The 26,310-nt window shown below is 39.7% G+C and carries 23 protein-coding genes and 1 riboswitch; of the genes, 18 read left to right on the top strand and 5 right to left on the bottom strand.

Annotated features, from left to right (window positions below; all coding sequences use genetic code 11):
• Nucleotides 1–16: 16 nt before the first annotated feature.
• On the bottom strand, nucleotides 17–544 hold the full coding sequence (locus tag AC0VXV_RS15395) for a C39 family peptidase (RefSeq protein WP_475529050.1): 528 nt from the start codon (nucleotides 542–544) through the stop codon (nucleotides 17–19).
• 130 nt (nucleotides 545–674) lie between these two features.
• On the opposite strand from AC0VXV_RS15395, the gene AC0VXV_RS15390 reads away from it, so the two are divergent.
• Nucleotides 675–1,199, top strand: coding sequence for a sigma-70 family RNA polymerase sigma factor (locus AC0VXV_RS15390; protein WP_475529049.1), 525 nt, complete (start codon nucleotides 675–677; stop codon nucleotides 1,197–1,199).
• Nucleotides 1,168–2,589, top strand: coding sequence for a hypothetical protein (locus AC0VXV_RS15385; protein ID WP_475529048.1), 1,422 nt, complete (start codon nucleotides 1,168–1,170; stop codon nucleotides 2,587–2,589). Before AC0VXV_RS15390 ends, AC0VXV_RS15385 begins: the two co-directional genes overlap by 32 nt.
• A gap of 71 nt (nucleotides 2,590–2,660) precedes the next feature.
• Here the strand turns inward: AC0VXV_RS15385 and AC0VXV_RS15380 are convergent, their stop codons facing one another.
• The 3 genes from AC0VXV_RS15380 to AC0VXV_RS15370 form a co-directional block, all read right to left on the bottom strand.
• Nucleotides 2,661–2,792: a hypothetical protein gene (locus AC0VXV_RS15380; protein ID WP_475529047.1), complete on the bottom strand. Its 132-nt coding sequence runs from the start codon at nucleotides 2,790–2,792 to the stop codon at nucleotides 2,661–2,663.
• 2 nt (nucleotides 2,793–2,794) lie between these two features.
• A complete protein-coding gene (locus tag AC0VXV_RS15375; RefSeq protein ID WP_475529046.1) occupies nucleotides 2,795–3,988 on the bottom strand; it encodes an MFS transporter in 1,194 nt (397 codons plus the stop codon).
• Between the two features lie 139 nt (nucleotides 3,989–4,127).
• On the bottom strand, nucleotides 4,128–4,445 hold the full coding sequence (locus tag AC0VXV_RS15370; RefSeq protein ID WP_008408698.1) for a thioredoxin family protein: 318 nt from the start codon (nucleotides 4,443–4,445) through the stop codon (nucleotides 4,128–4,130).
• A 241-nt stretch (nucleotides 4,446–4,686) separates the two neighbouring features.
• Here AC0VXV_RS15370 and AC0VXV_RS15365 point away from each other — a divergent pair, with 241 nt between their 5' ends.
• The 10 genes from AC0VXV_RS15365 (at nucleotide 4,687) to AC0VXV_RS15320 (ending at nucleotide 14,983) form a co-directional block, all read left to right on the top strand.
• Nucleotides 4,687–7,071 carry a 3-hydroxyacyl-CoA dehydrogenase/enoyl-CoA hydratase family protein gene (locus AC0VXV_RS15365; protein WP_475529044.1) on the top strand — a complete coding sequence of 795 codons (2,385 nt, stop codon included), beginning with the start codon at nucleotides 4,687–4,689 and terminating at the stop codon, nucleotides 7,069–7,071.
• Between the two features lie 121 nt (nucleotides 7,072–7,192).
• Nucleotides 7,193–8,365, top strand: coding sequence for an acetyl-CoA C-acetyltransferase (locus AC0VXV_RS15360; RefSeq protein ID WP_475529043.1), 1,173 nt, complete (start codon nucleotides 7,193–7,195; stop codon nucleotides 8,363–8,365).
• 49 nt (nucleotides 8,366–8,414) lie between these two features.
• On the top strand, nucleotides 8,415–10,199 hold the full coding sequence (locus AC0VXV_RS15355; RefSeq protein WP_475529042.1) for an acyl-CoA dehydrogenase family protein: 1,785 nt from the start codon (nucleotides 8,415–8,417) through the stop codon (nucleotides 10,197–10,199).
• Between the two features lie 282 nt (nucleotides 10,200–10,481).
• On the top strand, nucleotides 10,482–10,838 hold the full coding sequence (locus AC0VXV_RS15350; RefSeq protein ID WP_475529041.1) for an arsenate reductase family protein: 357 nt from the start codon (nucleotides 10,482–10,484) through the stop codon (nucleotides 10,836–10,838).
• A gap of 80 nt (nucleotides 10,839–10,918) precedes the next feature.
• Nucleotides 10,919–11,299 (top strand): glycine cleavage system protein GcvH, encoded by a 381-nt coding sequence (gcvH, locus tag AC0VXV_RS15345; RefSeq protein ID WP_475529039.1) that lies wholly within the window; start codon nucleotides 10,919–10,921, stop codon nucleotides 11,297–11,299.
• Between the two features lie 89 nt (nucleotides 11,300–11,388).
• The gene (locus AC0VXV_RS15340) at nucleotides 11,389–11,715 is read left to right on the top strand and encodes a toprim domain-containing protein (protein ID WP_475529038.1); all 327 of its coding nucleotides are present in this window, start codon (nucleotides 11,389–11,391) and stop codon (nucleotides 11,713–11,715) included.
• A 7-nt stretch (nucleotides 11,716–11,722) separates the two neighbouring features.
• Nucleotides 11,723–12,025 (top strand): thioredoxin family protein, encoded by a 303-nt coding sequence (locus tag AC0VXV_RS15335; RefSeq protein ID WP_339172869.1) that lies wholly within the window; start codon nucleotides 11,723–11,725, stop codon nucleotides 12,023–12,025.
• A gap of 61 nt (nucleotides 12,026–12,086) precedes the next feature.
• Nucleotides 12,087–12,189: riboswitch (SAM riboswitch) on the top strand.
• 145 nt (nucleotides 12,190–12,334) lie between these two features.
• Nucleotides 12,335–13,363, top strand: a complete 1,029-nt coding sequence (locus AC0VXV_RS15330) for a methionine ABC transporter ATP-binding protein (RefSeq protein ID WP_475529037.1) — start codon at nucleotides 12,335–12,337, stop codon at nucleotides 13,361–13,363.
• Nucleotides 13,356–14,024, top strand: coding sequence for a methionine ABC transporter permease (locus tag AC0VXV_RS15325; RefSeq protein WP_475529036.1), 669 nt, complete (start codon nucleotides 13,356–13,358; stop codon nucleotides 14,022–14,024). The genes AC0VXV_RS15330 and AC0VXV_RS15325 overlap by 8 nt, the downstream gene beginning before the upstream one ends.
• Before the next feature lie 152 nt (nucleotides 14,025–14,176).
• Nucleotides 14,177–14,983, top strand: coding sequence for a MetQ/NlpA family ABC transporter substrate-binding protein (locus AC0VXV_RS15320; protein ID WP_475529035.1), 807 nt, complete (start codon nucleotides 14,177–14,179; stop codon nucleotides 14,981–14,983).
• Nucleotides 14,984–15,091: 108 nt separating this feature from the next.
• Here the strand turns inward: AC0VXV_RS15320 and gltC are convergent, their stop codons facing one another.
• The gene (gltC, locus tag AC0VXV_RS15315; RefSeq protein WP_475529034.1) at nucleotides 15,092–15,994 is read right to left on the bottom strand and encodes a glutamate biosynthesis transcriptional regulator GltC; all 903 of its coding nucleotides are present in this window, start codon (nucleotides 15,992–15,994) and stop codon (nucleotides 15,092–15,094) included.
• Between the two features lie 118 nt (nucleotides 15,995–16,112).
• On the opposite strand from gltC, the gene gltB reads away from it, so the two are divergent.
• The 6 genes from gltB to sufU all read left to right on the top strand — a co-directional run bounded on the left by gltB (nucleotide 16,113) and on the right by sufU (nucleotide 26,253).
• Nucleotides 16,113–20,633, top strand: a complete 4,521-nt coding sequence (gltB, locus tag AC0VXV_RS15310; protein ID WP_475529033.1) for a glutamate synthase large subunit — start codon at nucleotides 16,113–16,115, stop codon at nucleotides 20,631–20,633.
• Nucleotides 20,634–20,648: 15 nt separating this feature from the next.
• The gene (gltD, locus tag AC0VXV_RS15305; protein WP_475529031.1) at nucleotides 20,649–22,130 is read left to right on the top strand and encodes a glutamate synthase small subunit; all 1,482 of its coding nucleotides are present in this window, start codon (nucleotides 20,649–20,651) and stop codon (nucleotides 22,128–22,130) included.
• Nucleotides 22,131–22,488: 358 nt separating this feature from the next.
• The gene (gene sufC / locus AC0VXV_RS15300) at nucleotides 22,489–23,268 is read left to right on the top strand and encodes a Fe-S cluster assembly ATPase SufC (RefSeq protein WP_350479496.1); all 780 of its coding nucleotides are present in this window, start codon (nucleotides 22,489–22,491) and stop codon (nucleotides 23,266–23,268) included.
• Nucleotides 23,269–23,286: 18 nt separating this feature from the next.
• Entirely contained in the window at nucleotides 23,287–24,594 is a 1,308-nt protein-coding gene (gene sufD, locus AC0VXV_RS15295) for a Fe-S cluster assembly protein SufD (RefSeq protein WP_475529030.1), read from the top strand.
• A complete protein-coding gene (locus tag AC0VXV_RS15290) occupies nucleotides 24,594–25,823 on the top strand; it encodes a cysteine desulfurase (protein WP_475529029.1) in 1,230 nt (409 codons plus the stop codon). The genes sufD and AC0VXV_RS15290 overlap by 1 nt, the downstream gene beginning before the upstream one ends.
• Complete coding sequence (sufU, locus tag AC0VXV_RS15285; RefSeq protein ID WP_340716086.1) at nucleotides 25,813–26,253, top strand: Fe-S cluster assembly sulfur transfer protein SufU; 441 nt, start codon at nucleotides 25,813–25,815, stop codon at nucleotides 26,251–26,253. The genes AC0VXV_RS15290 and sufU overlap by 11 nt, the downstream gene beginning before the upstream one ends.
• The last annotated feature ends 57 nt before the right edge of the window (nucleotides 26,254–26,310 follow it).

Genomic DNA, 26,310 nt, shown 5'->3' with positions numbered 1-26,310 from the left:
GCATTAGCGTGTTGCGCTAATGCTTTTCCTTTTCGATTTTAACGAAGCTTAATATTTTGCGGTTGTCATCATACTTAAAAGTTCGGATTTGACTGTCACGATTGCGGCCGCCATTATCGTGAATAGTTAAGTATAGTTCTTCGTCTTTTATTTCGTAACCGATTAACGGTACCCAGTGGTATTTATAGAGAGGGGTATAACTTTTCAGAAACTGCCCGGTAAAATAAACATCAAACTTCATCGCAACCGGATTACCTAAGCGCAATTGCTCAATCGCCTGAGTTAATGTACATTCTTCGATACACCAGTCATCACCGAGTAATCGACGTAAGTTTCTAATCATCCGCCATTTAAAAAGTCCGATTTTTGTACCACCTAAAAATTTATAAAGTTCATTTACATCTTTTGTGCGAATTGTTTCATCTTCGCATAAGTAATTCAAAATAACGTGTGCAGTCGTAGGGCCGCATGCCGAGTTTTGATATTCAGGCCGGATATCCGAACTATATTGTGACCTGCCATTTACATTTAATAATACTCGCATACTCAAAACCTCCAAAGTGTTATAAAGTAGTTTAATACCCACAATTTGAAAAAATAATCATTAAAAGTTGAAACTAAAAATAAAACAGCTCCGTCTAACGGTTAGCAATTAAAACAAAGGGGGGAAGAAAATGGAGCTTGAAGTGTTTATAAGAACACATGGCGAAGAATTGCTTCGACTTTCCTATACATATGTGAAAAATAAAGAAATGGCAGAAGATATTGTACAGGACGTGCTGTTAAAAGCTTATGAGCAGCGTGGGCAATTTCGTGGCGATGCGAGTTACCGGACGTATTTATATCGAATGACGATCAATCGTAGTTATGATTATTTACGCAGCTGGAGCTACAAAAATACCATTTTAACGAATAAAATACAGGAAATTTTTAAAGGAACCAAATCTGCAGAACAGCAAGTGCTTGAACAAAGTGAAAGTCAAATACTCGGAAATACAGTTCTTGAGCTACCGGTTAAATACCGTGAAATTATCATTCTCTATTATTATAAGGAACTGAAAATCGATGAGATCGCACATTTACTATCAATTTCGGACAATACCGTGAAGACAAGGCTTAGGCGTGGACGTGAGAAGTTAAGAGAACAATTAAAAGGTGGTGAATGGCATGACGAATTCTCAAGTGAAGCAAGCAATTGATGAAACAATCGGCAGACAACCGCTCATGGATGAGGCATTTGTACAAAAAGTAATGCAAAAAAAGCAACGTAAAAAACCGCTGCCATTTTTGCAGCCGGCCATAGTTGTTCTGTTAATGCTTGTGCTTGGTGCCGTGCTGTATTTCACTCCGAATCAAACTTTACAGGCTGTTGAAATAGAATCTTCATACTTGGAGGAGAATCATCAACAGTTAGTTGCTGATTTTTACGAAGCGATTATTCAGAAAGATAAAAAAGCATTAGCAAAGTTATCCTCGGTTGACAGTGAACAGGCTTATGCCCGTTATTCTATAATTAAATTCAATAAACCTGTAGAAGTGATTAAAACAATTGATACTGAAAAATCAATTACCCTTTTTTTAAAGCTACAAGCGAATGATATCGAATATTTAGATAAGCTCGTCATTAATAAGGAATCCGAAATGATTGAATTGGACATTACGCAATCGATGGTGCTTTACACTGAAAATATAGAACTGCCAAAAGAGTTCTTGCTGGAATATAAAGAAGCACCATATGCTCCGGTTTTAGAGAATTTAGAGTTGGATATAAATGGAGCAGAAATTCAACCGGTGAATGACCATATATTGTATCAAATCCCAACGGATGAGGGGACTTGGCGAGTATTTGAAACACCGGAAGGAAAACGTCTCGACTTAAATGTTGCAAGTGATCAACCGACAGTGGTAATTAGAGGTACTAGTGATCAGTTTTATTTTATCGATAGTGAAACAAATGAAACAACTTATATTTACCGAAATAATACAGGGGAATACCAGATTGTAATAGGGCAGCTTGAAGGTACAAACGTAATGACGTTTGCCGATGATTTTCATGACGAACCTGTACTGTTTATGAGTGGTAGCGCGCCGAAAGTCATTACAACTAAACAAGGGCATCTCCTATATGCAGATATATTTGAGCATACAGAACTCACAAACCCACAGGAATTTTATCATGCAGAAAGAATAGGTAACCACTTATTACTTAAGTATGTCGAAGACTCGAAACAAACTTCAACTTATTACCAATTCACTGCAAAGGATGTTTTACTGGATTATCGTAGGATTGGTATGCTTGAAGCGAAACCAGAACATTTTACTGATATGTCAATTGCCAATCGCTATAATGATCAGCTATTTTATATTTTTAATGATGATACGATTCGTTATCGAGGTAAATCACTTTCAGGAGAATTAATCGAAGAAACATACACAAACATCCAAATAGAAACTAAAGATAATCAATATTTCATCACGGGAGATAATGGCTTTAGCTGGACATTAACCCGAACTGCTCCGCGCATATTGAAAGATGAAAAAGGGATCGAATATACCGTTCCTGTTAACTTTGATAATTATACGGAATAAGAAATCAACAACGCCAAATAAAAAAACGAAAACTACCTCAAGTATTTGGGGTAGTTTTCGTCTGTTTAAATTTAGCTGCCTAAACCAACTGATTTATTTTCGTATTGGGCATCATTCAATGCTACTGTATGACCAGCCTTAACAGCCATTTCAACAAAATGCTGTTCCACGCCACCAGTCGCATCGAATACAATAATTTTCACGATTAATGGCCTCCTTTTAATGCTGCTTTTTGAATCTTAATACCTTTCCACATAAAAGTAAGAATGATTGTGAAAATTAATATGATTAAACCTGCGATAAACGGGTATAGGATATCGATGTCATATAATGCGCCTGCAAGAAGAGGGCCCATAATATTACCGATACTCATATAAGCATTGTTCATACCCATTGCGAATCCTTGTTCATTACCCGCCATTTTTGAAATTAATGTCGTTAATACAGGACGCAAAATGGATGTCGCTAGGAATATTAATAACGAAATCGCAAAGAACATCGTATAGCTTCCTGCGATAATCGACAGTAAGAAGCCGGAAGCGGTAACAACTAAAAATAATTTTAATACATTTACTTCTCCGATCGCTTTTACGAGGCGGTCAACTACAAACAATTGCATAATAACACCGACTAATCCTGTTGATGTTACCATAAAGGCAATTTCCTGTGGTGTTGCACCAAATTTATCATCTACATAAAGTCCAAGAACAGTTTCATAAGCCATTAAACCAAAACTCATGATCAGTGTAATAATCAGTGGAATAAAGAATGGCTTTTTAACAGATAAAAGAATATCTTTCACCATGGATGAATTTTCGCCTTGTGGAATTTCTATTTTCTCTTCCTGGCTCTCCGCCAATGTAAAGTATGAAACGATAAACGCAAGAAGTCCGACTACCGCCGAAACAAGAAGCGGTGTTTTAAGTCCGAAATCCGCTAAAAAACCTCCGATACCTGGTCCGATTACAATCCCGAGTGACATCGAGGCTGAAATAAAACTATTTCCTTTTGCGCGTTGTTCCATTGTTGTAATATCTGCTACATATGCGAAAATCGCAGGAATCAAGAATGCACAGCCGATTCCGCCGATAGCACGTGATAAGTAAAGCAGCCAAATGGAATCAGCAAAGTAGAAAATAAACATCGAAATTGCTAGCGTAAGCAGTCCGATATTAATCAGCGGGCGACGACCATACTTATCCGTCCATTTCCCCCCGATAGGTGATACTAAAAATTGTGCGAATGCAAAAATCGCAATGATTAAACCTGCAGCTGTTCCGCCTTGCCCGATTTCTTTTAAATAGGCAGGGATAATTGGAATGATAATCCCGAAACTCCCGACAGCAATAAACATGTTAAGCATAAGTAAAGCGAGCTTTTTTCGTTGATCTGAAGTCATAAATTTTCCTTTCTTACAATAAAATTTCACGTAATCCATTGTAAATAAAAAACCTCATTATGACTAGCGCTTTAACTTAGAAAAATAAACAAAATAAATCCAAAAGCGGTAAACTTTTGGATTTATTCGTAAATACATATTATGCTTGTGCGTTTAAGAATTCTTCTACTTGTGCAGGTGATTTTGCATTAGCGCTATGTAAGTGTGCTAATTTTTCACCATTTTTGAAGATTAGTAATGATGGAATACCCATTACTTGATATTTCTCCGCTAAATCCGGGAAGTTATCACGGTTGATTGAATACCAGTCATATTGATTGTACTCTTCAATAATTGGATCGATAAACATATCCATACGTGTGCAGTCCGGGCACCAGCCAGCGAAGAATTTTACGATTACTGGTTTTTCCTTGCTTGTTAGTTCTGTGAATTGTTCAATTGTTGTAATTTCTTGCATATTAATCACGCTCCTTACGCCCATTGTACACGATTAGGACAGCTTACGAAAAGTAATTTAGCTTAATATATGTACCTTCTAGCAATAAAAATATAAGAATAATAAATTTATTTAAAATTGCGAGAAAATTATTGCTTAAATTGTCAAAATAATCTACACTAAGAACAGAAAAGCTGTTTGAAGTTTTTTTTTGATTTCAAAATGAATGACTGTTCATTCAAGGGAGAAGGGGGAAGTGCTCGTGTCTTACAAAATTGAAAAAGTAGCGGTTTTAGGTTCAGGGGTAATGGGTTCAGGGATTGCAGCACATTTGGCGAATATCGGGATTCCTACATTGTTATTGGACATCGCTCCGGGCGAACTAACTAAGGAAGAAGAAGTTAAGGGGTTAACACTTGATTCAAAACCTGTGAAAAACCGTTTTGCAGTTTCGGCAATGCAAAAATTACTAAAGCAAAAACCAGCACCACTTTCATCGAAAAAAAATCTAGCATTAATTACACCAGGTAACTTTGACGATGATTTAGAAAAGCTGAAAGATGTTGACTGGATTATTGAGGTAATTGTAGAAAGATTAGAAATTAAAAAAGGCTTATTTGAAAAGATTGATGCTGTACGTAAACCAGGCACAATCGTTTCATCAAATACATCAGGGGTTAGCATTAACGCAATGGCGGAAGGGCGTTCAGAAGATTTCCAAGCACATTTCCTTGGAACACATTTCTTCAACCCACCACGCTATTTAAAATTACTGGAAATCATTCCGGCTAATACGACAAAACCGGAAGTTGTAAGCTTTATGCAAACATTCAGTGAGGATGTATTAGGTAAAGGTGTTGTTATCGCAAAAGACACACCGAACTTTATCGCAAACCGAATCGGAACATACGGCTTAATCGTGACGATGAACGAAATGATTGCACGTAACTATACAGTAGGTGAAGTAGATTCAGTAACTGGACCACTAATCGGCCGTCCGAAATCTGCGACATTCCGCACATTGGATGTTGTTGGTCTTGATACTTTTGCACACGTTGCAACAAATGTATATGACCAGACAACTGGTGAGGAACAGGCAGTATTTGAAGAATCACCTATTTTAAAGAAAATGATCTCAAATGGTTGGATTGGCGCAAAATCGGGCCAAGGATTCTTCAAAAAAGTCGGAAAAGAAATTCTGCAATTGAATCTATCAACATTTGAATATGAGCCGACTACAAAACTTGCGGCACCATCATTGGAAATGGCAAAACAAGCGAAAGGTCCAGGTGGTAAATTAAAAGTTTTAATTTATGCAAATGACCGAGTTGGGGAACTGTTATGGAATTCATTTGCACCGACATTAATTTACTCTGGAAAGTTAGTAGGTGAAATTGCAGACGATATCGTTGCAATCGACAATGCGATGAAATGGGGCTTCGGTTGGGCTCAAGGTCCATTCGAAATGTGGGATGCAATCGGCGTAGAAAAATCAGTAGCAAAAATGAAAGAAGAAGGTCGTGAAATTCCAGAATTCGTTACTGGATTATTAGAGAAAGGCCTGAAAACATTCTATTCAGAAATCGATGGTGATCTAGCTTACTACAACGGTTCAGAATATGTAAAAGTGCCGGTGAATGAAAAAGCGATCGACTTAAAACGTTACAAGAAAAAACACGGTGTGATCAAATCGAATTCAGGTGCAAGCCTAATCGATTTAGGTGACGGAATTGCACTACTTGAATTCCACTCAAAATCAAATGCAATCGGTTTAGACATTGTTCAAATGATCAACTATGCCATTGATGAAGTTGAGAAAAACTTTAAAGGTCTCGTAATCGGGAACCAAGGTAAAAACTTCTGTGTCGGTGCCAACCTTGCAATGATTTTAATGGAAGCGCAAGATGATAACATTTTCGAGCTGGACTTTGTTATTAAGTCATTCCAGCAGGCAATGCGCCGTATTAAATATTCAACAAAACCGGTTGTTGCGGCACCATTCCAAATGGCATTAGGTGGCGGAGCGGAAGTATGTTTACCGGCTGCACATATTCAAGCATCTGCTGAAACATACATGGGTCTTGTAGAAGTAGGTGTCGGCTTAATCCCAGGAGGCGGCGGTAACTTAGGTCTTTACCAAAAGTTCATTAAAGGCCTGCCAAATGGCGTAGATGTAGACTACCAGCAAATCGCGAACAAAGTATTCGAAACAATTGCAATGGCGAAAGTTTCGACTTCTGGTGAAGAAGCACGTGAAAATAACTTCCTGGACTTTGCGGACGGTATTTCAGTAAATCCGGATCACTTAATCTATGATGCAAAACAAGCAGCACTTGCACTTTCAGAAGCAGGCTATACAGCACCAGTGAAAAAGCCGGTGAAAGTAGTAGGCGCACCAGGTTATGCAACATTGTTATTAGGGGCTCAAGGAATGTTCGATTCAGGCTATATTACAGAGCATGACTTAAAAATTGCGAAGAAACTTGCGTATGTAATCGCAGGCGGTAAAGTACCATACGGAACAGAAGTTTCAGAAGAGTACTTATTAAACCTGGAAAAACAAGCATTCTTAGAACTGGTTGCAGATCAAAAATCACAAATGCGTATGCAGCACATGCTCGTAAAAGGAAAGCCATTACGTAACTAATAGAAGTGCTTGCCGCGAAAAGCGACAGACTTTTTCTTAAAACGATGTATTAGTTGAAATATTTGCCGGCAACTAGCTTACGAGTTTACTTGCTGGCTAATCACAAGGGGGAAACATCATTATGCGTGAAGCCGTTATCGTTGCAGGAGCACGAACACCAATCGGACGTGCGAAAAAAGGATCACTTGCGAACACTCGTCCAGATGATTTTGGTGCAGTAGTAGTAAAAGAAGCATTAAAACGTGCGGGCTATGAAGGTCCGGTTGATGATTTAATTATGGGATGTGCAATGCCAGAAGCAGAACAAGGGATGAATGTTGCCCGCTTAGTTGGGGCATTGGCAGGGTTACCGGATGAAACACCGGCGTTAACAGTTAACCGTTTCTGTTCATCAGGGCTACAAACAATTGCCTATGCAGCAGAGCGGATTATGCTTGGCCACGCAAAAGCAATCGTTGCAGGTGGTACAGAATCGATGAGTATGATTCCGATGACTGGGAATACAGTTCGTCTAAACCCGAAAATTGCTGAAGAGGCGCCACAATACTATATCGGTATGGGTCACACAGCTGAAGAGGTAGCGAATCGTTACAATGTAACACGTGAAGAGCAGGATGCTTTTGCAGTACGTTCACACGAATTGGCTGAAAAAGCGATTAAAGAAGGTAAATTCAAAGACGAAATCGTTCCGGTTGAAGTAACGGAATATTATGTCGATGAAAACAACCAGTTAAAAGAAAAAGTTACGATCTTTGATACAGATGAAGGGGTTCGTCCAGATACATCGGTAGAAACGTTGGCAAAATTACGTCCGGCATTCAATGTAAAAGGTTCTGTAACAGCAGGAAATGCTTCTCAAACTTCTGACGGTGCAGCAGCAGTTCTAGTAATGGACCGTGAAGAAGCGGAGAAACAAGGAATGCAGCCACTGGCGAAATTCCTAGGATTTGCTGTCGGCGGAGTTCCACCTGAAGTAATGGGTATCGGTCCAATCGTAGCAGTACCGAAAGCACTTGAGATTGCAGGAATTACACAAGATCAGGTAGACCTATGGGAAATTAACGAAGCATTCGCATCACAATCAATTCAAGTAGTTCGTGAGCTAGGTATTGATATGGAGAAAGTGAATGTTAACGGAGGAGCAATCGCATTAGGTCATCCACTAGGTGCAACAGGTGCGATTCTTACAGTGAAGCTAATCAATGAATTAAAACGCCGCGGAGGTAAATACGGTGTCGTAACAATGTGTATCGGCGGCGGAATGGGCGCAGCAGGAGTATTTGAAGTTCTTTAATTGTCTGGGGAAATAATAAATCACAAAGGAAACTAGGGAGGAATTTATAATGGCACAAACAACAAACAGCATTATTAAAGGTGGCGGCTTTTTAATTGAGGACGTGGATATTAACCGAGTAATTATACCGGAAGATTTCACAGACGAGCAAAAAATGATTGCTCAAACAACACAGGAATATGTAACGAACGAAGTATTACCGGTAGTTGAAAACTTAGAGCACCATGAGTTCGATCACTCTGTACGTCTATTAAAAACAGCAGGTGATTTAGGTTTACTAGCAGCTGACGTACCTGAAGAATACGAAGGCTTAGGCTTAGACAAAATTTCTTCTGCATTAATCGCAGAAAAAATGTCACCGGCTGGAGGTTTCTCAATCACTCACGGTGCCCATGTTGGGATCGGTTCATTACCGATCGTATTATTCGGTAATCATGAGCAAAAAACGAAGTACTTACCGAAGTTAGCCTCAGGTGCATTAATCGCAGCATACGCATTAACAGAACCAGGTTCCGGTTCGGATGCATTAGGAGCTAAAACAACAGCTAAGTTAAATGAAGCAGGCACACATTATGTATTAAATGGTGAAAAACAATGGATTACAAATGCAGGCTTTGCAGATGTATTCGTTGTATACGCAAAAATCGATGGCGATAAATTTACTGCATTCATCGTTGAGCGTTCATTCCCGGGTGTTTCTGTAGGACCAGAAGAAAAGAAAATGGGGATTAAATCATCTTCAACTCGTACATTAATTTTAGAAGATGCAGAAGTGCCTGTTGAAAACTTACTAGGTGAAGTTGGCCGCGGTCATATTATCGCGTTCAATATTTTAAATATCGGACGTTATAAATTAGGAGTAGGTACTGTAGGTGCATCAAAACGTGCATTTGAATTAGCAGTTGCTTATACGAACCAACGTCAGCAATTCAAAACAAAATTATCGGATTTCAACTTAACGAAAGAAAAAATCGCATCAATGGCTTCTCACATTTATGCATCTGAATCTTTAAACTATCGTACAGTTGGTTACTTCGAAGACCGTTTAAGCCAGTTATCTGATGAAGAGCAAAAAGACGGCAAATCAATCGCAGCAGCAATCGCTGAATATGCAATTGAGTGCTCGATCGCAAAAGTATTCGGTTCTGAAACATTGGATTTCGTAGCGGATGAAGCGGTTCAGTTACACGGTGGTTACGGCTTTATGGCTGAGTACGAAGTAGAACGCATTTACCGCGACTCTCGTATTAACCGTATTTTCGAAGGTACAAACGAAATTAACCGTATGATCGTACCGGGCACATTTATGAAAAAAGCATTAAAAGGTGAGTTGCCACTATTACAAGTAGCACAAGAACTGCAAAACGAGCTATTAATGCTTATGCCTGAAGAAATCGGCCAAGGTGCTTTAGAGCAAGAGAAATATTTAGTGAAAAACGCGAAAAAGATTGCAGTACTTGCAGCAGGTGCAGCAGCACAACGCTACGGTGCAAAACTGGATGCGGAGCAAGAGCTGTTAGTGAACATCGCGAACATTGCGAACCAATTATACGCAATGGAATCTGCAGTAATCCGTACACAAAAAGCAATCGAGCGTGACGGAGAAGAAAAAGCAGCACAAAAAATTCTTTACACTCAAATTTTCTGTCAGGAAGCATTCGCAGAAATCGAAAAAGAAGCAAAAGAAACATTAATCGCTTCAGTTGAAGGTGACGATGCACGTATGATTTTATCAGCATTACGTAAATTAACGCGCAACAACCCTTACAACTTAATTCCGAAAAAACGTGAAGCTGCTGCGAAACTAATCGAAGCAGAAAAATATGTAGTTTAATAAATGATTGTAATCGGGTGCATGGCTTTGCACCCGGTTTTTCTATAGATTTTCTAATAAAACGTAAGATGTTCTAATATAATTTCAGAAATTCTAGGTTACCCAAAGTTTCAAATAAGTGAAGCCGTTCTTCTATAATATGCCCGTCATGTTCTAATATCGTCACACATCTTCTAATAAAGACCATAACCACTAAAACTCCGATAATGCGAACACATTTTTGATTTGTCCTTCTATATCCGTTACAATATAGGGAAATCCAGGGCAAAAAGGAGTACTTACATGACAGTAAAATTCATCCAATATCCGAAATGTACAACTTGTAAAAAAGCGCAAAAATGGCTAGATGAGCAAGGTGTGGACTATGAAAATATTCATATTGTTGAGCAGACACCATCTAAAGAGGAACTTAAAGCAATTTACGAAGCAAGTGGAGTGCCATTGAAGAAATTTTTTAATACATCTGGCGTGAAATATCGTGAATTAGGCCTAAAAGATAAATTACCTACAATGTCTGAAGATGAGCAATTAGAGCTGTTAGCATCGGATGGTATGTTAATTAAGCGACCAATCGTTACAGATGGTAAAAAATTAACTTTAGGATTTAAGGAGTCTGACTTCTTAGAAACTTGGAAATAAACAGTTATTCACATTGTATTTCCGAACGAAATATGGCAAAATGAACTTGAATGTACTACATATAACATGGAGGTTTTCGAATGAGCACACCTAAAGAATTACGTTATTCAAAAGAGCATGAGTGGGTTAAAATTGAAGACGGTAAAGCGACAATCGGTATTACAGATTTCGCACAGTCTGAATTAGGCGATATCGTATTCGTAGAGTTACCTGAAGTAGGCGATGAAATTTCAAAGGATCAGCCTTTCGGTAGTGTAGAGTCTGTTAAAACAGTTTCTGAACTATATGCACCACTTTCAGGTAAAGTTGTAGCAATCAACGAAGAATTATTGGACAATCCAGAATACGTAAATGAATCTCCATACGGTAATGCATGGATGGTTACTGTTGAGTTAACAAGTGAAGCAGAAGTTGATGAATTATTAGATTCAGACGCTTACACTGCTTTAATCGAACAATAATCTGGAACACTAAAGCCTTCTAATTAAAGGTTTTAGTGTTTTTTTGTTATTCTATATATAATGTGACGGATGAAAGGAAGCGTGTAAGGATGGGAAAGTGTATCGTTGTAGAAGGTCGTGCCGATAAATTGAGATTACTCCCGATATTAGCTGAGGACGTGACGATTATTTGTACAAATGGCACAATAAGCGAAGTCAATTTGATTGATTTATTGGAAGAATATGAGCAAGATGAAATTATCACGATGTTTGATGCAGATAAAAACGGTGAAAAGTTACGTAAACTGATGAACCGTGCATATCCCGAAGCGACACAGCTTATCATACCTCACGAATATGTAGAAGTAGAAAAAACACCTACTAAAATCTTAAAGGATATTTTACTACAGGCAAAATTTTTAGTAAAAGAAGGATGACAGTATAATGGAACAATGGACGAAACAGCAGTGGGAACAGAATGTACAACAGCACGATCAGACAGCGTTTTTCTTATATACGCCTATGTGCGGCACATGTGAAGTGTCGGAAAAAATGTTGGATGTAATTGAGAAATTACTCCCAGATCTCCCTCTTGGTATGGCAAATATCAATTATTTAGGGGATTTACCATATGAATTGAAAATTGAAAGTGTACCTTGTTTAATCGTTTCAGACAAAGGAGAACTAACGAATAAGATTTATGCATTTAAATCCGTACCGTTTTTGTATGAAATATTAAAAAAGTAATTGACGTAGTCTCTTTGTCGTGATAAAGTAACATTCATAATAATAAAACTTAATAACGTTACTCTTATAAAGAGAGGTGGAGGGAAGTGCCCTATGAAGCCCGGCAACCAGCGTTTACGCAAAGGTGCCAATTCACACAAAGTTTAAACTTTGAAAGATGAGAGAACGGTTTACCGTATAAATATATGTGAAACCTTTCTACTTGTCGTGGTAGAAAGGTTTTTTTTATTCAACGGAGGTTTTGGATGAAAAAAGAAGATGATTTTGAAATAGCAGGCAGGTTATTTCGACTTAGAAGGAGTACAACTGATGATTGATATACAAAATATTACTAAAGTGTATAACACGAAAAACGGTAAACTTACAGCAGTTGATAATGTAAGCTTATCGATTAACAAAGGAGAAATATACGGTATTATCGGCTACAGTGGTGCCGGTAAAAGTACAATGATTCGCTTGCTGAACGGTTTGGAAAAGCCGACAACAGGTTCTGTCATTGTAGGTGGCCAGGATATTGCAAAAGCTTCCGGGGCAAAATTACGAGAAGCACGTCAAAAAATAAGTATGATTTTCCAGCACTTCAATCTGCTTTGGTCACGTACAGTTGAAGAAAATATCGCATTTCCACTTGAAATTGCGGGTGTTTCAAAAGGTGATCGTGAAAAGCGAGTACAAGAGCTAATTGAACTTGTTGGTTTAAAAGGGAGAGGGAAAGCGTATCCTTCTCAACTTTCAGGCGGGCAAAAGCAGCGTGTCGGCATTGCACGAGCGTTGGCAAACAATCCGGAAGTGCTTTTATGTGATGAAGCGACTTCAGCGCTTGATCCTGAAACAACAGATTCGATTTTGGAATTGCTGCTTGATATTAATAAAAACATCGGACTTACAATTGTACTCATTACACATGAAATGCATGTTATCCGTAAAATCTGTAACAGAGTAGCTGTTATGGAAGCCGGAAAAGTAGTGGAACAGGGAGATGTATTGCAAGTGTTCCAGCATCCTCAAGCACCGATTACGAAAAACTTCGTATCTCAAGCTTCTGGTGAAACACAGGAAACACAAGCATTACTTGAACAGATTTTAGCTAATTATCCAGAAGGCAAAATCGCTAAATTAACATTTGCCGCGGCAACGACAGAACAGCCTGTCATCTCACAAATAATTAAGCAATTTGACGTAGTTGTAAATATAGTGCATGGCAAAATCTCGAATACAACGGGCGGTTCGTTCGGTACATTATTTATTCATATCGATGGCGAGCCGAAAGCAGTCGCGGAAGCATTGAGCTTTTTAGCGAAGCAAGAAATTCAGGCGGAGGTGATTGAGCATGTTTAATCAATTATTTCCGAACGTAGATTGGGGTAAAATGCTCGAAGCAACATATGAAACAATGTATATGACGGCTGTTGCGACAGTCATCACATTTATACTCGGAATTCTGATTGGGATAGTCTTATTTTTAACGAGCGACAATCAATTATGGGCAAATAGAATTGTACACTTTTTGACAGGATCACTCGTAAATATTTTCCGTTCGATTCCATTTATCGTCTTAATTATTTTATTAATTCCGTTCACAAAGTTTTTACTAGGAACAATCCGTGGCGCCAATGCAGCATTACCTGCGCTAATTATTGGGGCAGCACCATTTTATGCGCGCATGGTATTAATAGCATTAAGAGAAATTGATAAAGGTGTCATTGAAGCGGCCCGCTCAATGGGAGCGAAAACTTCTACGATTATTTGGAAAGTGCTGATTCCGGAAAGCTTACCGGCATTAATTTCTGGTATTACTGTTACAGCTGTCGCGTTAGTAGGATATACAGCAATGGCCGGCATTATCGGTGCTGGTGGTTTAGGAAACCTGGCATTCCTTGACGGTTTCCAGCGTAACCGGACAGATGTGACATTAATGGCAACAGTTTTAATTTTAGTTGTCGTATTCATCATCCAGTATATTGGGGATTTCATTACAGCAAGAGTGGACAAACGATAGTTAGTGGCTAATAAGGCCGTAATTATAAATATTGGTGCATCGAAACAATGTGGACGCAAACTTTAAAAAAGTGCGCGTCTACAAGATGAATAATCAGAATATAAAAACTGTTTCGATAAACTGAACAAACTAAAAAAGGGTAGGTAAAACAAATGAAGAAATTATTATCAAGTGTTATTTTAGGAGCTTCAGTACTTGCTTTAGCGGCATGTGGCGGCGAAGATGAGAAATTAGTAGTTGGTGCATCAAATACACCACACGCAGTAATCCTTGAAAAAGTTAAACCAATTTTAGAGGAACAAGGTATTGAGCTGGAAATCGAACCTTATACGGATTACGTACTTCCAAACCAAGATTTAGAAAATGGTGATTTAGATGCAAACTACTTCCAGCACATTCCATACTTCGAAGCACAAAAAGCAGATTTCGATTACGACTTTGCAAATGCTGGCGGTATTCATATCGAGCCAATCGGTATATACTCTAAAAAATATTCATCTTTAGAAGAACTTCCTGAAGGTGCAACAATTTTACTTTCTAACTCAGTAGCAGACCACGGCCGTATGCTTTCATTACTTGAAGCACAAGGTTTAATCACATTAGCAGAAGGTATTGATAAAACAAAAGCAGAAACAAAGGACATCGTAGATAATCCGAAAAACTTCGTATTCGATGCAGACACAGCAGCTGAATTATTAGTGCAAATGTACGAAAATGAAGAAGGCGATGCGGTATTGATCAACTCAAACTTCGCAATCGATAACGGCATTAACCCATTGGAAGATTCAATCGCAATCGAGTCTAGCGAATCACCATATGTAAACATTATTGCAGTAAAATCTGGCGATGAAGATTCAAAAGAAATTAAAGCATTAATTGATGCATTACGCTCAAAAGAAATTCAAGACTTTATCCTGGAAGAGTGGGGCGGCTCAGTAGTACCTGTTTCAGGCGAATAAAATATTCAAAAAACCATTTTCTCTCTTTCGGGGAGAAAATGGTTTTTTTCTGGACATAAAATGGGATATCTCCTTATCCAATGAAATAACTATTTCTGTCCGAACCTTTTATTGGAATCGTGTTAATCGTGAATAAAAATTGGATATGAATTTGACGAATACTTCTTCGGATGGGGCAAGATCTCTTGATGTTGGTGCAATGATGCCGACTGTGCGTCTAATATTAGGAATGGCGATCGGCACTTTGACGGTCATGCGCGGAGTTGAATCATAAAGTGAACTTTCCGGTAAAAGTGTCACACCGATTCCTGCAGCCACAAGCCCTTTTAAAGCATCCATATCTTCTCCCTCGGAAGTAATATTCGGCATAAAGCCTACAGAGCGGCATGCATCAACAGCCACTTTATTTAAAATATAGCCTTCTGGAAAAAGTACAAATTGATCATTACGCAAATCGACAAGGTTAATCGACTCTTTTTTTGCTAGTGGATGTGTTGCGGGCAACAATGCATGGATATTTTCGCTGAAAAGTACGGTCGTATTGATTGCTTCGTCTTTTGGTGGTAATGGTCCAAGCAAAGCTAAATTCAGCTCACGATTTTTAACTGCATCAATCAAATATTTATAGGAGCCCTGGCGTAGATGGAAAGAAATTTCCGGGTATTCTTTTTTAAATGCCGAAATGACGGTCGGCAATACATAGCTTGCCAAACTTGTAGGGAAACCTATTTTAATTGTCCCTTTTGCCGGGTCTAAAAATTCTTCTACCTGCTTTGCAGCAAAATCAATTCCCTTGAGTGCGGTAATACAATGTTCCAAAAAAATCTTCCCCACCGGCGTCAACTTTACGTTACGCCCAATTCGTTCAAAAAGCGGTGTGCCGAGTTCTTCTTCCAGGTTGGCAATTTGCCTGCTAATTGCAGACTGGGCAACGTGTAAATGCTCCGCTGCTTCAGAAATATGCTCTCGTTCTGCCACCTCTACAAAGTAACGTAACTGTCTTAATTCCACAATTTCCACCCCATTCATCTAAAAAGTAGATTGTTTATATCCAAACTATATATTGTTTATATTATTTCGAAAACTTTAAAATGTAAATACGGGATTGAAAGAATGAGGGGGAATGAATATGAGTTTTCATCAGTTACCAGAAGCACAAGGGTTATATAATCCTGAATTTGAACATGACGCATGCGGAATCGGCATGTATGCAAATATAAAAGGAATACCTTCACATCAGATTGTAAAAAAAGGATTGGAAATGTTATGTCGCTTAGAACACCGTGCAGGACGCGGCGGGGACGGCAAGACAGGAGATGGGGCAGGGCTGTTAGTTCAAATCCCACATGCTTTCTTTCAACAAAATTGTACGGAGCTTAATTTACCTGAAATGGGTGAATATGGTGTTGGTCAAATTTTTTTCACAGAGAATGAAAACGAACGCCTAAAAATTGAACAAAAGATGAACGAATTAATTGAACAGGAAAATCAGCAACTGATCGGCTGGAGAACTGCTCCGACAAATAAGGAAAGTTTGAGTGAGATTGCTAAATCGACTGCACCGGTTGTTCGCCAAGTATTTATTCGTTCAAACGAAAACGACAATAAGGCGTTCGAACGAAAACTGTATGTCATCCGCAAACAGCTTGAACATTGGGCAACGGAGCAACAATTCGAACTGTATATTCCAAGTCTTTCAAGTCAGACGATTGTTTTTAAAGGATTGCTTTCACCAGAAGAAGTAAGTGAATTTTATATTGATCTTCAGGACGAAAGCTTTGTATCCGCACTAGCGCTAGTGCATTCACGTTACTCGACGAATACATTCCCATCTTGGAAACGGGCCCATCCAAACCGCTACATTATCCATAACGGGGAAATTAACACATTGCGCGGTAATATTAACTGGATGCGTGCACGTGAGCAACAGTTCGTATCTGAAGCGTTTGGGGATGACCTTGAAAAGCTATTACCGATAATAGATACAACGGGATCTGATTCATCGATGCTTGATAACGCATTTGAATTTTTTGTATTGGCTGGTCGTTCACCTGCAGAGACAGCGATGATGATGATTCCGGAGCCATGGACAGAAAATCCGCGCATTGATGAAGACCGTAAAGCGTTTTATCAATATCATGCAAGCTTAATGGAACCCTGGGATGGACCGACTGCTATTTGCTTCACGGACGGCAAACAAATCGGAGCCATTTTAGACCGTAACGGCTTACGACCTGGAAGACTTTATGTGACAAAAGACGATCATGTTATTTTCTCATCTGAAACAGGGGTTGTCGATTACGCAGAGGAAGATATTCTTTATAAGGACCGATTAAGCCCAAGTCGCATGCTGTTAATCGATTTAGAACAAGGAAAAATCATTTCGGATGACGAGCTGAAATCCGAAGCCGCAGCAGAAAAACCTTATGCAGCATGGCTGGAAGAAAATATGATCAAACTTGAAGAAAAGGATGAGCAGTTACCGGAAATAAATGATCTTACATTACGCCAGAAAATTCACGGTTACACATTTGAGGACGTACAAAAATATATTGTACCTCTTGCAAATGAGGGAAAAGATCCGCTTGGTTCGATGGGGAATGATACACCATTAGCTGTTCTGTCAGATAGACCGCAATCATTATTTAATTACTTTAAGCAGCTATTTGCACAAGTGACAAACCCGCCGATTGATTCCATTCGTGAACATGTCGTGACATCGACAATGACGTTGCTTGGAGCGGAAGGTGATTTATTACATCCGAATGCTCAAAATGCACGTCGCCTCATGCTGAAAACGCCGGTATTAACGACTGCAGAATATGAGCAAATCGTAAATAATAACGAAGAACATTTTGAAGTAGCGGAAATCTCACTGAAATTTACGGAAAATTTAGAAAGTGAACTTAACCGAATTAAAACAGAAGCGGAAGCGGCTATCTTTGGCGGTAAGACAATCATTGTACTGTCTGACTATATGGATGACGCAAAGCAGTTAACAATGCCTGTTCTTCTGGCAGCGAGTACAATCCATCAATATTTAGTACGAATCGGTTTACGTACGAAGGCGAGCATTATCGTTAACAGTGCGGAAGTTCGGGAAGTTCATCATTTTGTTGCACTAATCGGTTTCGGTGTAGATGCCATTCACCCGTACTTAGCATATGCAACGATTTATGAGGCAATTGAAAAAGGTCATTTATCTGTACCATTTGAAAAAGCGGTTCAAAAATTCCGTAAAGGTGCAGCAGACGGTGTGGTAAAAGTAATGTCGAAGATGGGGATTTCAACAGTCCAATCTTATCGCGGTGCCCAAGTGTTTGAGGCAGTGGGGATCTCAAAAGAAGTGATTGACGAATACTTCACAGGTACGGCATCGCAAATTGACGGCATTGACTTACAAACAATCGGAGAAGAAGCGAGACGCCGTCATGAGGAAGCAATGCAATCGATGTCAGCTCAACTGCAATCAGGTTCAGATTTCCAATGGCGTGCAGACGGAGAGCATCATGCGTTTAATCCGAAAACAATTCATACACTCCAGTGGGCAACACGTAAAAATGATTTTGGCTTGTACCGGATGTATGCGGAAATGGCCAATGAGGAACGAATCGGATTTTTACGTAATTTGTTCGACTTTAAAAAGAATGATCGTCGAATCCCGATGGAAGAAATCGAGTCAGTGGATTCCATCGTGAAACGTTTCAAATCAGGGGCTATGTCGTTTGGTTCGTTATCGAAAGAAGCACACGAAACGTTAGCGGTAGCGATGAACCGTCTAGGTGCACGCTCGAACTCTGGTGAGGGTGGGGAAGATTCTGCCCGTTTTACGATCGAACCGAATGGTGACAACAAGCGCAGTGCGATTAAACAAATTGCTTCAGGGCGTTTTGGGGTGAAATCGCATTATTTAGTAAATGCCGATGAGCTGCAAATTAAAATGGCTCAAGGAGCGAAACCGGGGGAAGGCGGCCAGCTGCCAGGCAATAAAGTATATCCGTGGGTAGCGGATGTACGTGGTTCCACTCCTGGGGTAGGGCTAATTTCTCCGCCGCCGCATCACGATATTTACTCAATCGAGGATATGGCACAGTTAATTCACGATTTAAAAAATGCAAACCGTCATGCGAGAATTTCTGTAAAGCTCGTAGCTAAAGCGGGGGTTGGTACAATTGCAGCAGGTGTTGCTAAAGGGGCAGCAGATGTCATCGTCATTTCGGGCTATGATGGCGGTACGGGGGCATCGCCGAAAACATCGATCAAGCATACAGGCTTACCGTGGGAGCTTGGTTTAGCTGAAGCTCACCAAACATTGATGCTTAACGGACTGCGCGACCGAGTGACACTGGAAACGGACGGCAAGCTCATGACAGGGAAAGATGTTGTAATGGCAGCACTTTTAGGAGCAGAAGAATTTGGTTTTGCGACAGCACCGTTAATCGTTTTAGGCTGTGTCATGATGCGTGCCTGTCATTTGGATACTTGTCCTGTAGGTGTAGCAACACAAAATCCGGAACTCCGTGCTAAATTTATGGGGTCAGCTGATCATGTAGTCAATTATATGCGTTTTGTTGCGGAAGAAATGCGTGAATATATGAGTATTTTAGGATTCCGAACTGTTGAAGAAATGGTCGGTCGTACAGATGTACTGAAAATTTCGGATCGTACGGCAAAACATTGGAAAGCAAGCCAGCTTGATTTAACGGCACTGCTTCATCAAATCCAAGGAACACGCACGAAGCAGCATCAGCAAAACCATAATATAGAGGGAAGCTTTGATTTACGCGAATTATTGCCGCAAGTTTCAATGGCAATAGAAGGAAATGAACGTATCGAATTGAATTATCCGATTAAAAATACAGACCGTGTAATTGGAACAATTGTCGGCAGTGAAATTTCCCGCAAATACGGGGAAGCAGGCTTGCCTGATAACACAATCAACTTAACGTTTACAGGTCATGCTGGTCAAAGCTTTGGTGCATTTATCCCAAGAGGAATGTCGATGCGCGTAGTCGGGGATGTTAATGATTACTTCGGTAAAGGCTTGTCAGGAGGAAAAGTGACAGCCATTGCACCGATTAAAGGTGATCAGGAGAAAAACGTCATCGCCGGAAATGTTTGTTTATACGGGGCAACGAGCGGTAAAGCCTTTATCAATGGACGTGCAGGACATCGATTCGGTGTTCGTAATTCAGGTGCTGAAATTGTTGTTGAAGGAATTGGAGATCACGGCTGTGAGTATATGACTGGCGGGAAAATCGTTATATTAGGGGATGTCGGTCAAAACTTTGGTGCCGGAATGTCCGGAGGAATCGGCTATATTCTGCCGAGTGACGAGGAGAAATTCAAAGCACAGTGCAATATGGAAATGATCCACTTTGAAAAACTGACAGACAAAGCGGAGATTGAGTCCGTTCGCCAATTAATTATTCAGCATTTGGAAGAAACGGATAGTTCCTACGCATTGGATGTGTTAGCGAAGTGGGAGCAGTTTGTTCCGAAGTTCGTTAAAGTTGTGCCAACGGATTATAAAATAATGGTAGATAAAATAAACCACTACACTGCAATCGGTTCTACAAAGGACGATGCAGCAATGCAGGCATTTACGGAAGTGACGACTAGTCAGAAGAAGCTTGTGAGCACAAAATAAGAGGGGGTTTCTAGCATGGGAAAAGCAACGGGTTTTATGGAATTTAAACGAGAGAAAGTTCAGGAGCAACGACCACTAGAGCGTCTTTCAAATTGGGGTGAATATACAAGCAGGCTATCTGATGAAAAATTACAGACACAAGGTGCACGCTGTATGGATTGTGGAACGCCGTTTTGCCATATGGGGATTGAAATTCGTGGTACTGCAGCAGGATGTCCGATTCAAAATGTCATCCCTGAATGGAATGACTTAGTATATAAAGGGAAATGGCAGGAAGCGTTGGAACGTTTGCATATGACGAATAATTTTCCTGAATTTACTGGCCGTGTCTGTCCTGCTCCTTGTGAAGGGTCTTGTACACTTGCCATTACGGATCCGGCTGTCGCAATTAAATCGATCGAACGTACGATCATTGATAAAGGGTTTGAAAATGGCTGGATTACACCGCGTATCCCGGCAGCGCGAACTGGCTTTAAAGTGGCGATTGTCGGCTCAGGTCCTGCTGGTTTAGCAGCAGCAGATCAACTGAACCAGCTTGGCCATTCCGTAACGGTGTTCGAACGTTCTGACCGATTTGGCGGATTGTTAATGTACGGTATCCCGAATATGAAGCTTGAAAAAGATGTGATTGAACGTCGTATCCATTTATTATCATTAGAAGGAATTGATTTCGTTGCAAACACAGAAATCGGTAAAGATATCACGAAGGAGCAATTACATGCTGATTTCGATGCTGTAATTTTATGTACCGGAGCACAAAAACAAAGGCTCCTTCATTTAGAAGGAAGCGATGCAGGCAATATTCATTTAGCGATGGATTATTTAACGGATGTTACGAAAAGCCTGTTAGATTCTGATTTTGCAGATAATCAGGCGTTAAATGTAGAAGGGAAAGATGTCATTGTAATTGGTGGCGGTGATACAGGGGCCGACTGTGTAGCAACAGCACTCCGTCAAAAATGCCGTTCAGTGTACCAATTTGGGAAACATCCGCAACAAGCGACAACTCGTACAGGTGAAACGATGTGGCCAAAAGATCCGAACATTTACACAATGGATTATGCTTATGCCGAAGCTGATGCAAAATTTGGCCGCGATCCACGGGAATATTGTATTCAATCTACGAAAATAGACAAAGATAGCAATGGTAATGTAAAAGCGCTTCACACAATTCAAATGGAAAAAATTCTAGGCGAGGATGGCTTCTACTACTTTAAAGAGTTGCCTGGTACTGAGAAAATTTGGCCGGCACAGCATATATTTGTCGCAATCGGCTTTGAAGGTGTCGAAAAAGAAACACCAGAACATTTCGGACTAGAATTAACGAATAACCGCATCCGTGCATCGGTTAAAGACTACGAAACAAATATTCCTGGCGTTTTTGCTGCCGGTGATGCACGCCGAGGTCAAAGCCTTGTCGTTTGGGCAATCAAAGAAGGACGCGGAGTAGCCGCAAGTGTTCATTATTATTTGATTGAAATGTTAGTGAAAAGTTAATAGGATAGTACAGATATTTTTACGCTCAGCAAAAAACGCCATTTTTCTCCCGGAGAAAAATGGCGTTTTTAAGTTATGCCTCAACTTTAAATATTTTTGAGGAAATATAGAATCGATCATTTGAATAAGTGAAATTGATTCTCAATTAAAGGTTTGCTATTGAAAAAATGGAAAGCCAAATTATTACTATTAAAATAGTAGAAATAAACTGCAGTAAAGCGTTTTCCGAGAATGATAGATATTTTTTAATTAAAATCATTCTAAACTATTTGCAACCAACATTCATTTCGGGTAAGATTGGTAATGAACTTAATTTGGCGTACAGAAAGTATGCAAATGAATATTTGGAGGTAATTTAATGTCAACATTAGAAATTAAAGATCTTCACGTTGAAATCGACGGAAAAGAGATTTTAAAAGGTGTAAATCTAACTATCAATACAAACGAAGTACATGCGATCATGGGTCCTAACGGTACTGGTAAATCGACATTAGCTTCTGCAATTATGGGTCACCCAAAATATGAAGTAACATCAGGCGAAATCTACCTTGATGGTGAAAATGTATTAGAAATGGAAGTAGATGAGCGTGCACAAGCTGGTTTATTCCTTGCTATGCAATACCCATCAGAAATTCCTGGTGTAACAAACGCGGACTTCTTACGTTCAGCTATTAACGCTCGTCGTGAAGAAGGACAAGAAATCTCATTGATGAAATTCATCCGTGAATTAGATAAAACAATGGAATTCCTGGAAATGCCTGAAGAAATGTCTCAACGTTACTTAAACGAAGGCTTCTCTGGCGGTGAGAAAAAGCGTAACGAAATTCTACAAATGATGATGATCAAACCAACTTTCGGTATTTTAGATGAAATCGACTCTGGTTTAGATATCGATGCATTAAAAGTAGTTTCAAAAGGTATTAACGAAATGCGCGGCGAAGGTTTCGGCTGCTTAATGATCACTCACTATCAACGTTTATTAAACTACATCACACCTGACTATGTTCACGTAATGATGCAGGGTAAAGTTGTAAAATCAGGTGGTGCTGAATTAGCACAACGCTTGGAAGCAGAAGGTTATGAGTGGATTAAAGCTGAATTAGGTATTGAAGATACTGAAGAAGTAACAGAAGCATAATTAAGGAGGACGACGAAGATGACGGTTGAAACAAAATTAGCGTTATCAGCAGAAGAAGTACGCTCGTTCTCGCAAAAACATGCTGAACCAGCAACATTTGCTGATTTCCGTGTGAGCGCAATGGAAAAAGCTGCTGCGCTTGACTTACCAAAACCAGACAGAACGAACATTAGCAAGTGGAACTTCATTGATTTCCCGAACCACACAGTAGAAAGTGCTCCATTCAATTCATTGGAAGAGCTGCCTGTAGAGGTGAAATCAGTAGTTGATATTGAAACGCAAGAAAACCTGTATATCCAACGCAACAATACACCAGCGTACATTAAAGTTTCAGAAGAACTGAAAAACAAAGGTGTAATTTTCACGGATATTCAAACAGCGGTTCGCGATCATAAAGATTTAGTAGAAAAATACTTTATGACGACAGCTGTAAAAGTGGACGAGCATAAATTAACTGCTTACCATGCAGCACTAGTAAACGGCGGTATTTTCGTATACGTGCCACGCAACGTTGTAATCGAAGCACCTCTACAAGTTGTATTTTTAAATGACAATGCAGAAGCTTCATTATTTAACCACGTGTTAGTAGTAGCAGAAGAATCTTCGGCTGTTACTTATGTTGAAACTTACATTTCTACATTTGATGAAGCACATGGTCAAGTAAACGTTGTAACAGAAGTAATCGCAAAAGATAATGCACAAGTAACATTCGGTGCAGTAGACAACTTGGCACATGGCTATACTGCTTATGTAAACCGCCGTGGACATGCTGAGCGCGATGCAAAAATTGACTGGGCATTAGGTTTAATGACAAACTCAGATACAATTTATGAAAATACTACAAACTTAATTGGCGATAACTCTACTTCAGATTTCAAAATGGTAACTGTAGGTAGCGGAGATCAAAAACTTAACTTCACAACATTAATCCGTCAATGGGGTAAAAATTCCGACGGTCAAATTTTAAAACACGGTGTAATGAAAGATTCTGCACAGTCAATCTTTAACGGAATCGGTCATATTATGCATGGTGGTACAAAAGCAAATGCAGAACAAGAGTCTCGTGTACTGATGCTTTCAGAAGGTGCACGCGGTGACGCTAACCCAATTCTGTTAATTGATGAAGACGATGTAACAGCAGGACACGCGGCATCTGTTGGACGTGTTGACCCAACTCAACTGTACTACTTAATGAGTCGTGGTATTTCTAAAGCAGAAGCAGAGCGCCTTGTAATTCACGGATTCCTTGCGCCAGTTGTTGCTAAATTGCCAATCGAAGGCGTTAAAAAGCAGCTGACGGAGGTTATCGAAAGGAAAGTTCGATAATGATACCTAACGATATTAAAAGTTATTTTCCAATTTTAAATCAGGAAGTCAATGGACATCCTTTAGTTTATTTGGATAGTGCGGCTACATCTCAAAAGCCAATTCAAGTAATTGAAGCAATCTCAAATTACTATAATTTAGATAACTCAAACGTTCACCGAGGTGTCCATACACTTGGTAACCGTGCAACGGATTCCTATGAAGGTGCACGTGAAAAAGTTCGTAAATTCATTAATGCTAGTTCAACACAAGAAGTAATTTTCACTCGTGGTACAACAACAGCACTTAATACGGTTGCTGCAGGCTATGGTCGTCAAAATGTACAAGAGGGTGATGAAATTGTCATTACGTATATGGAACACCATTCAAACATTATTCCATGGCAACAGCTTGCAAAAGAAAAAGGGGCGGTATTGAAATATATCGACCTTGAAGCAGATGGTACTATTTCATTAGAAAAAGTACGTGAAACAATAACGCCACAAACGAAAATTATTTCTATGATGTATGTTTCCAACGTATTAGGTACGATCAATCCTATTAAAGAAGTTGCACAAATTGCCCATGCAAATGGCGCGGTAGTTGTTGCTGATTTAGCTCAGGCAGCACCGCATATGAAGATCGATATTCAAGATTTGGATGTTGACTTCGCAGCATTTTCAGGACATAAAATGTGTGCACCAACTGGGATTGGGGTACTATATGGTAAAAAGGCGCTTCTTGAAGAAATGGAACCAGTAGAGTTTGGCGGTGAAATGATTGATTTCGTAGGTTTAAATGAATCAACATGGAAAGAGTTACCATGGAAATTCGAGGGTGGTACGCCGATCATTGCAAGTGCAATTGGTTTAGGTGCTGCAATCGACTTTTTAGAGGAAATCGGTTTAGACAATATTGCAGCCCACGAACATAAGTTGGTAGGTTATGCAATGGATCAATTGGAAACGATTGATGGTCTTCAGATTTTCGGACCACGTGACCCGATGAAACGATGCGGACTCGTTACATTCAATCTAGATGACGTACATCCACATGATGTGGCGACAGTATTGGATATGAGTGGAATCGCTGTTCGTGCAGGACATCATTGCGCCCAACCTTTAATGAAATGGCTTCAAGTAACAGCAACAGCTCGAGCTAGCTTCTACATGTACAATGATGAAGAAGATGTTGATCGTTTAGTTGCAGGATTGCGCTCAGCGAAGGAGTATTTTGGCGATGTCTTTTAATAATTTAGATCAACTTTATCGTTCCGTAATTATGGACCACTATAAAAACCCTCGTAACAAAGGGTCTCTTGAAGAAAACAGTGTGACAATCGATATGAATAACCCTACATGCGGTGACCGTATCCATTTAACATTGAAGCTGAACGATGATGTCGTGGAAGATGCGAAGTTCGATGGGGAAGGCTGTTCCATCTCCATGTCTTCAGCATCTATGATGACTCAAATCGTTAAAGGCAAAAAATTGGACGAAGCTTTGGAACTGGCTGATATTTTCTCGAAAATGATGCTGGGCGAAGACTTTGACGATGAAAAGTACGATCTTGGGGATGTTGAAGCACTGCAAGGTGTAGCAAAATTCCCGGCACGTATTAAATGCGCTACATTAGCTTGGAAAGCGATGGAAAAAGGCGTAAATAACGAAAAGAAATAAATAGTAGTAAGGCTAAAGTGTGTTTATGCACATTTCAGCACTTCTCAATAGATGAAC

It is taken from the genome of Solibacillus sp. iso_87 (assembly GCF_056173085.1).
Note: the sequence above shows the minus strand (reverse complement) of the source record. Positions and strands in the feature narration are given on the sequence as shown.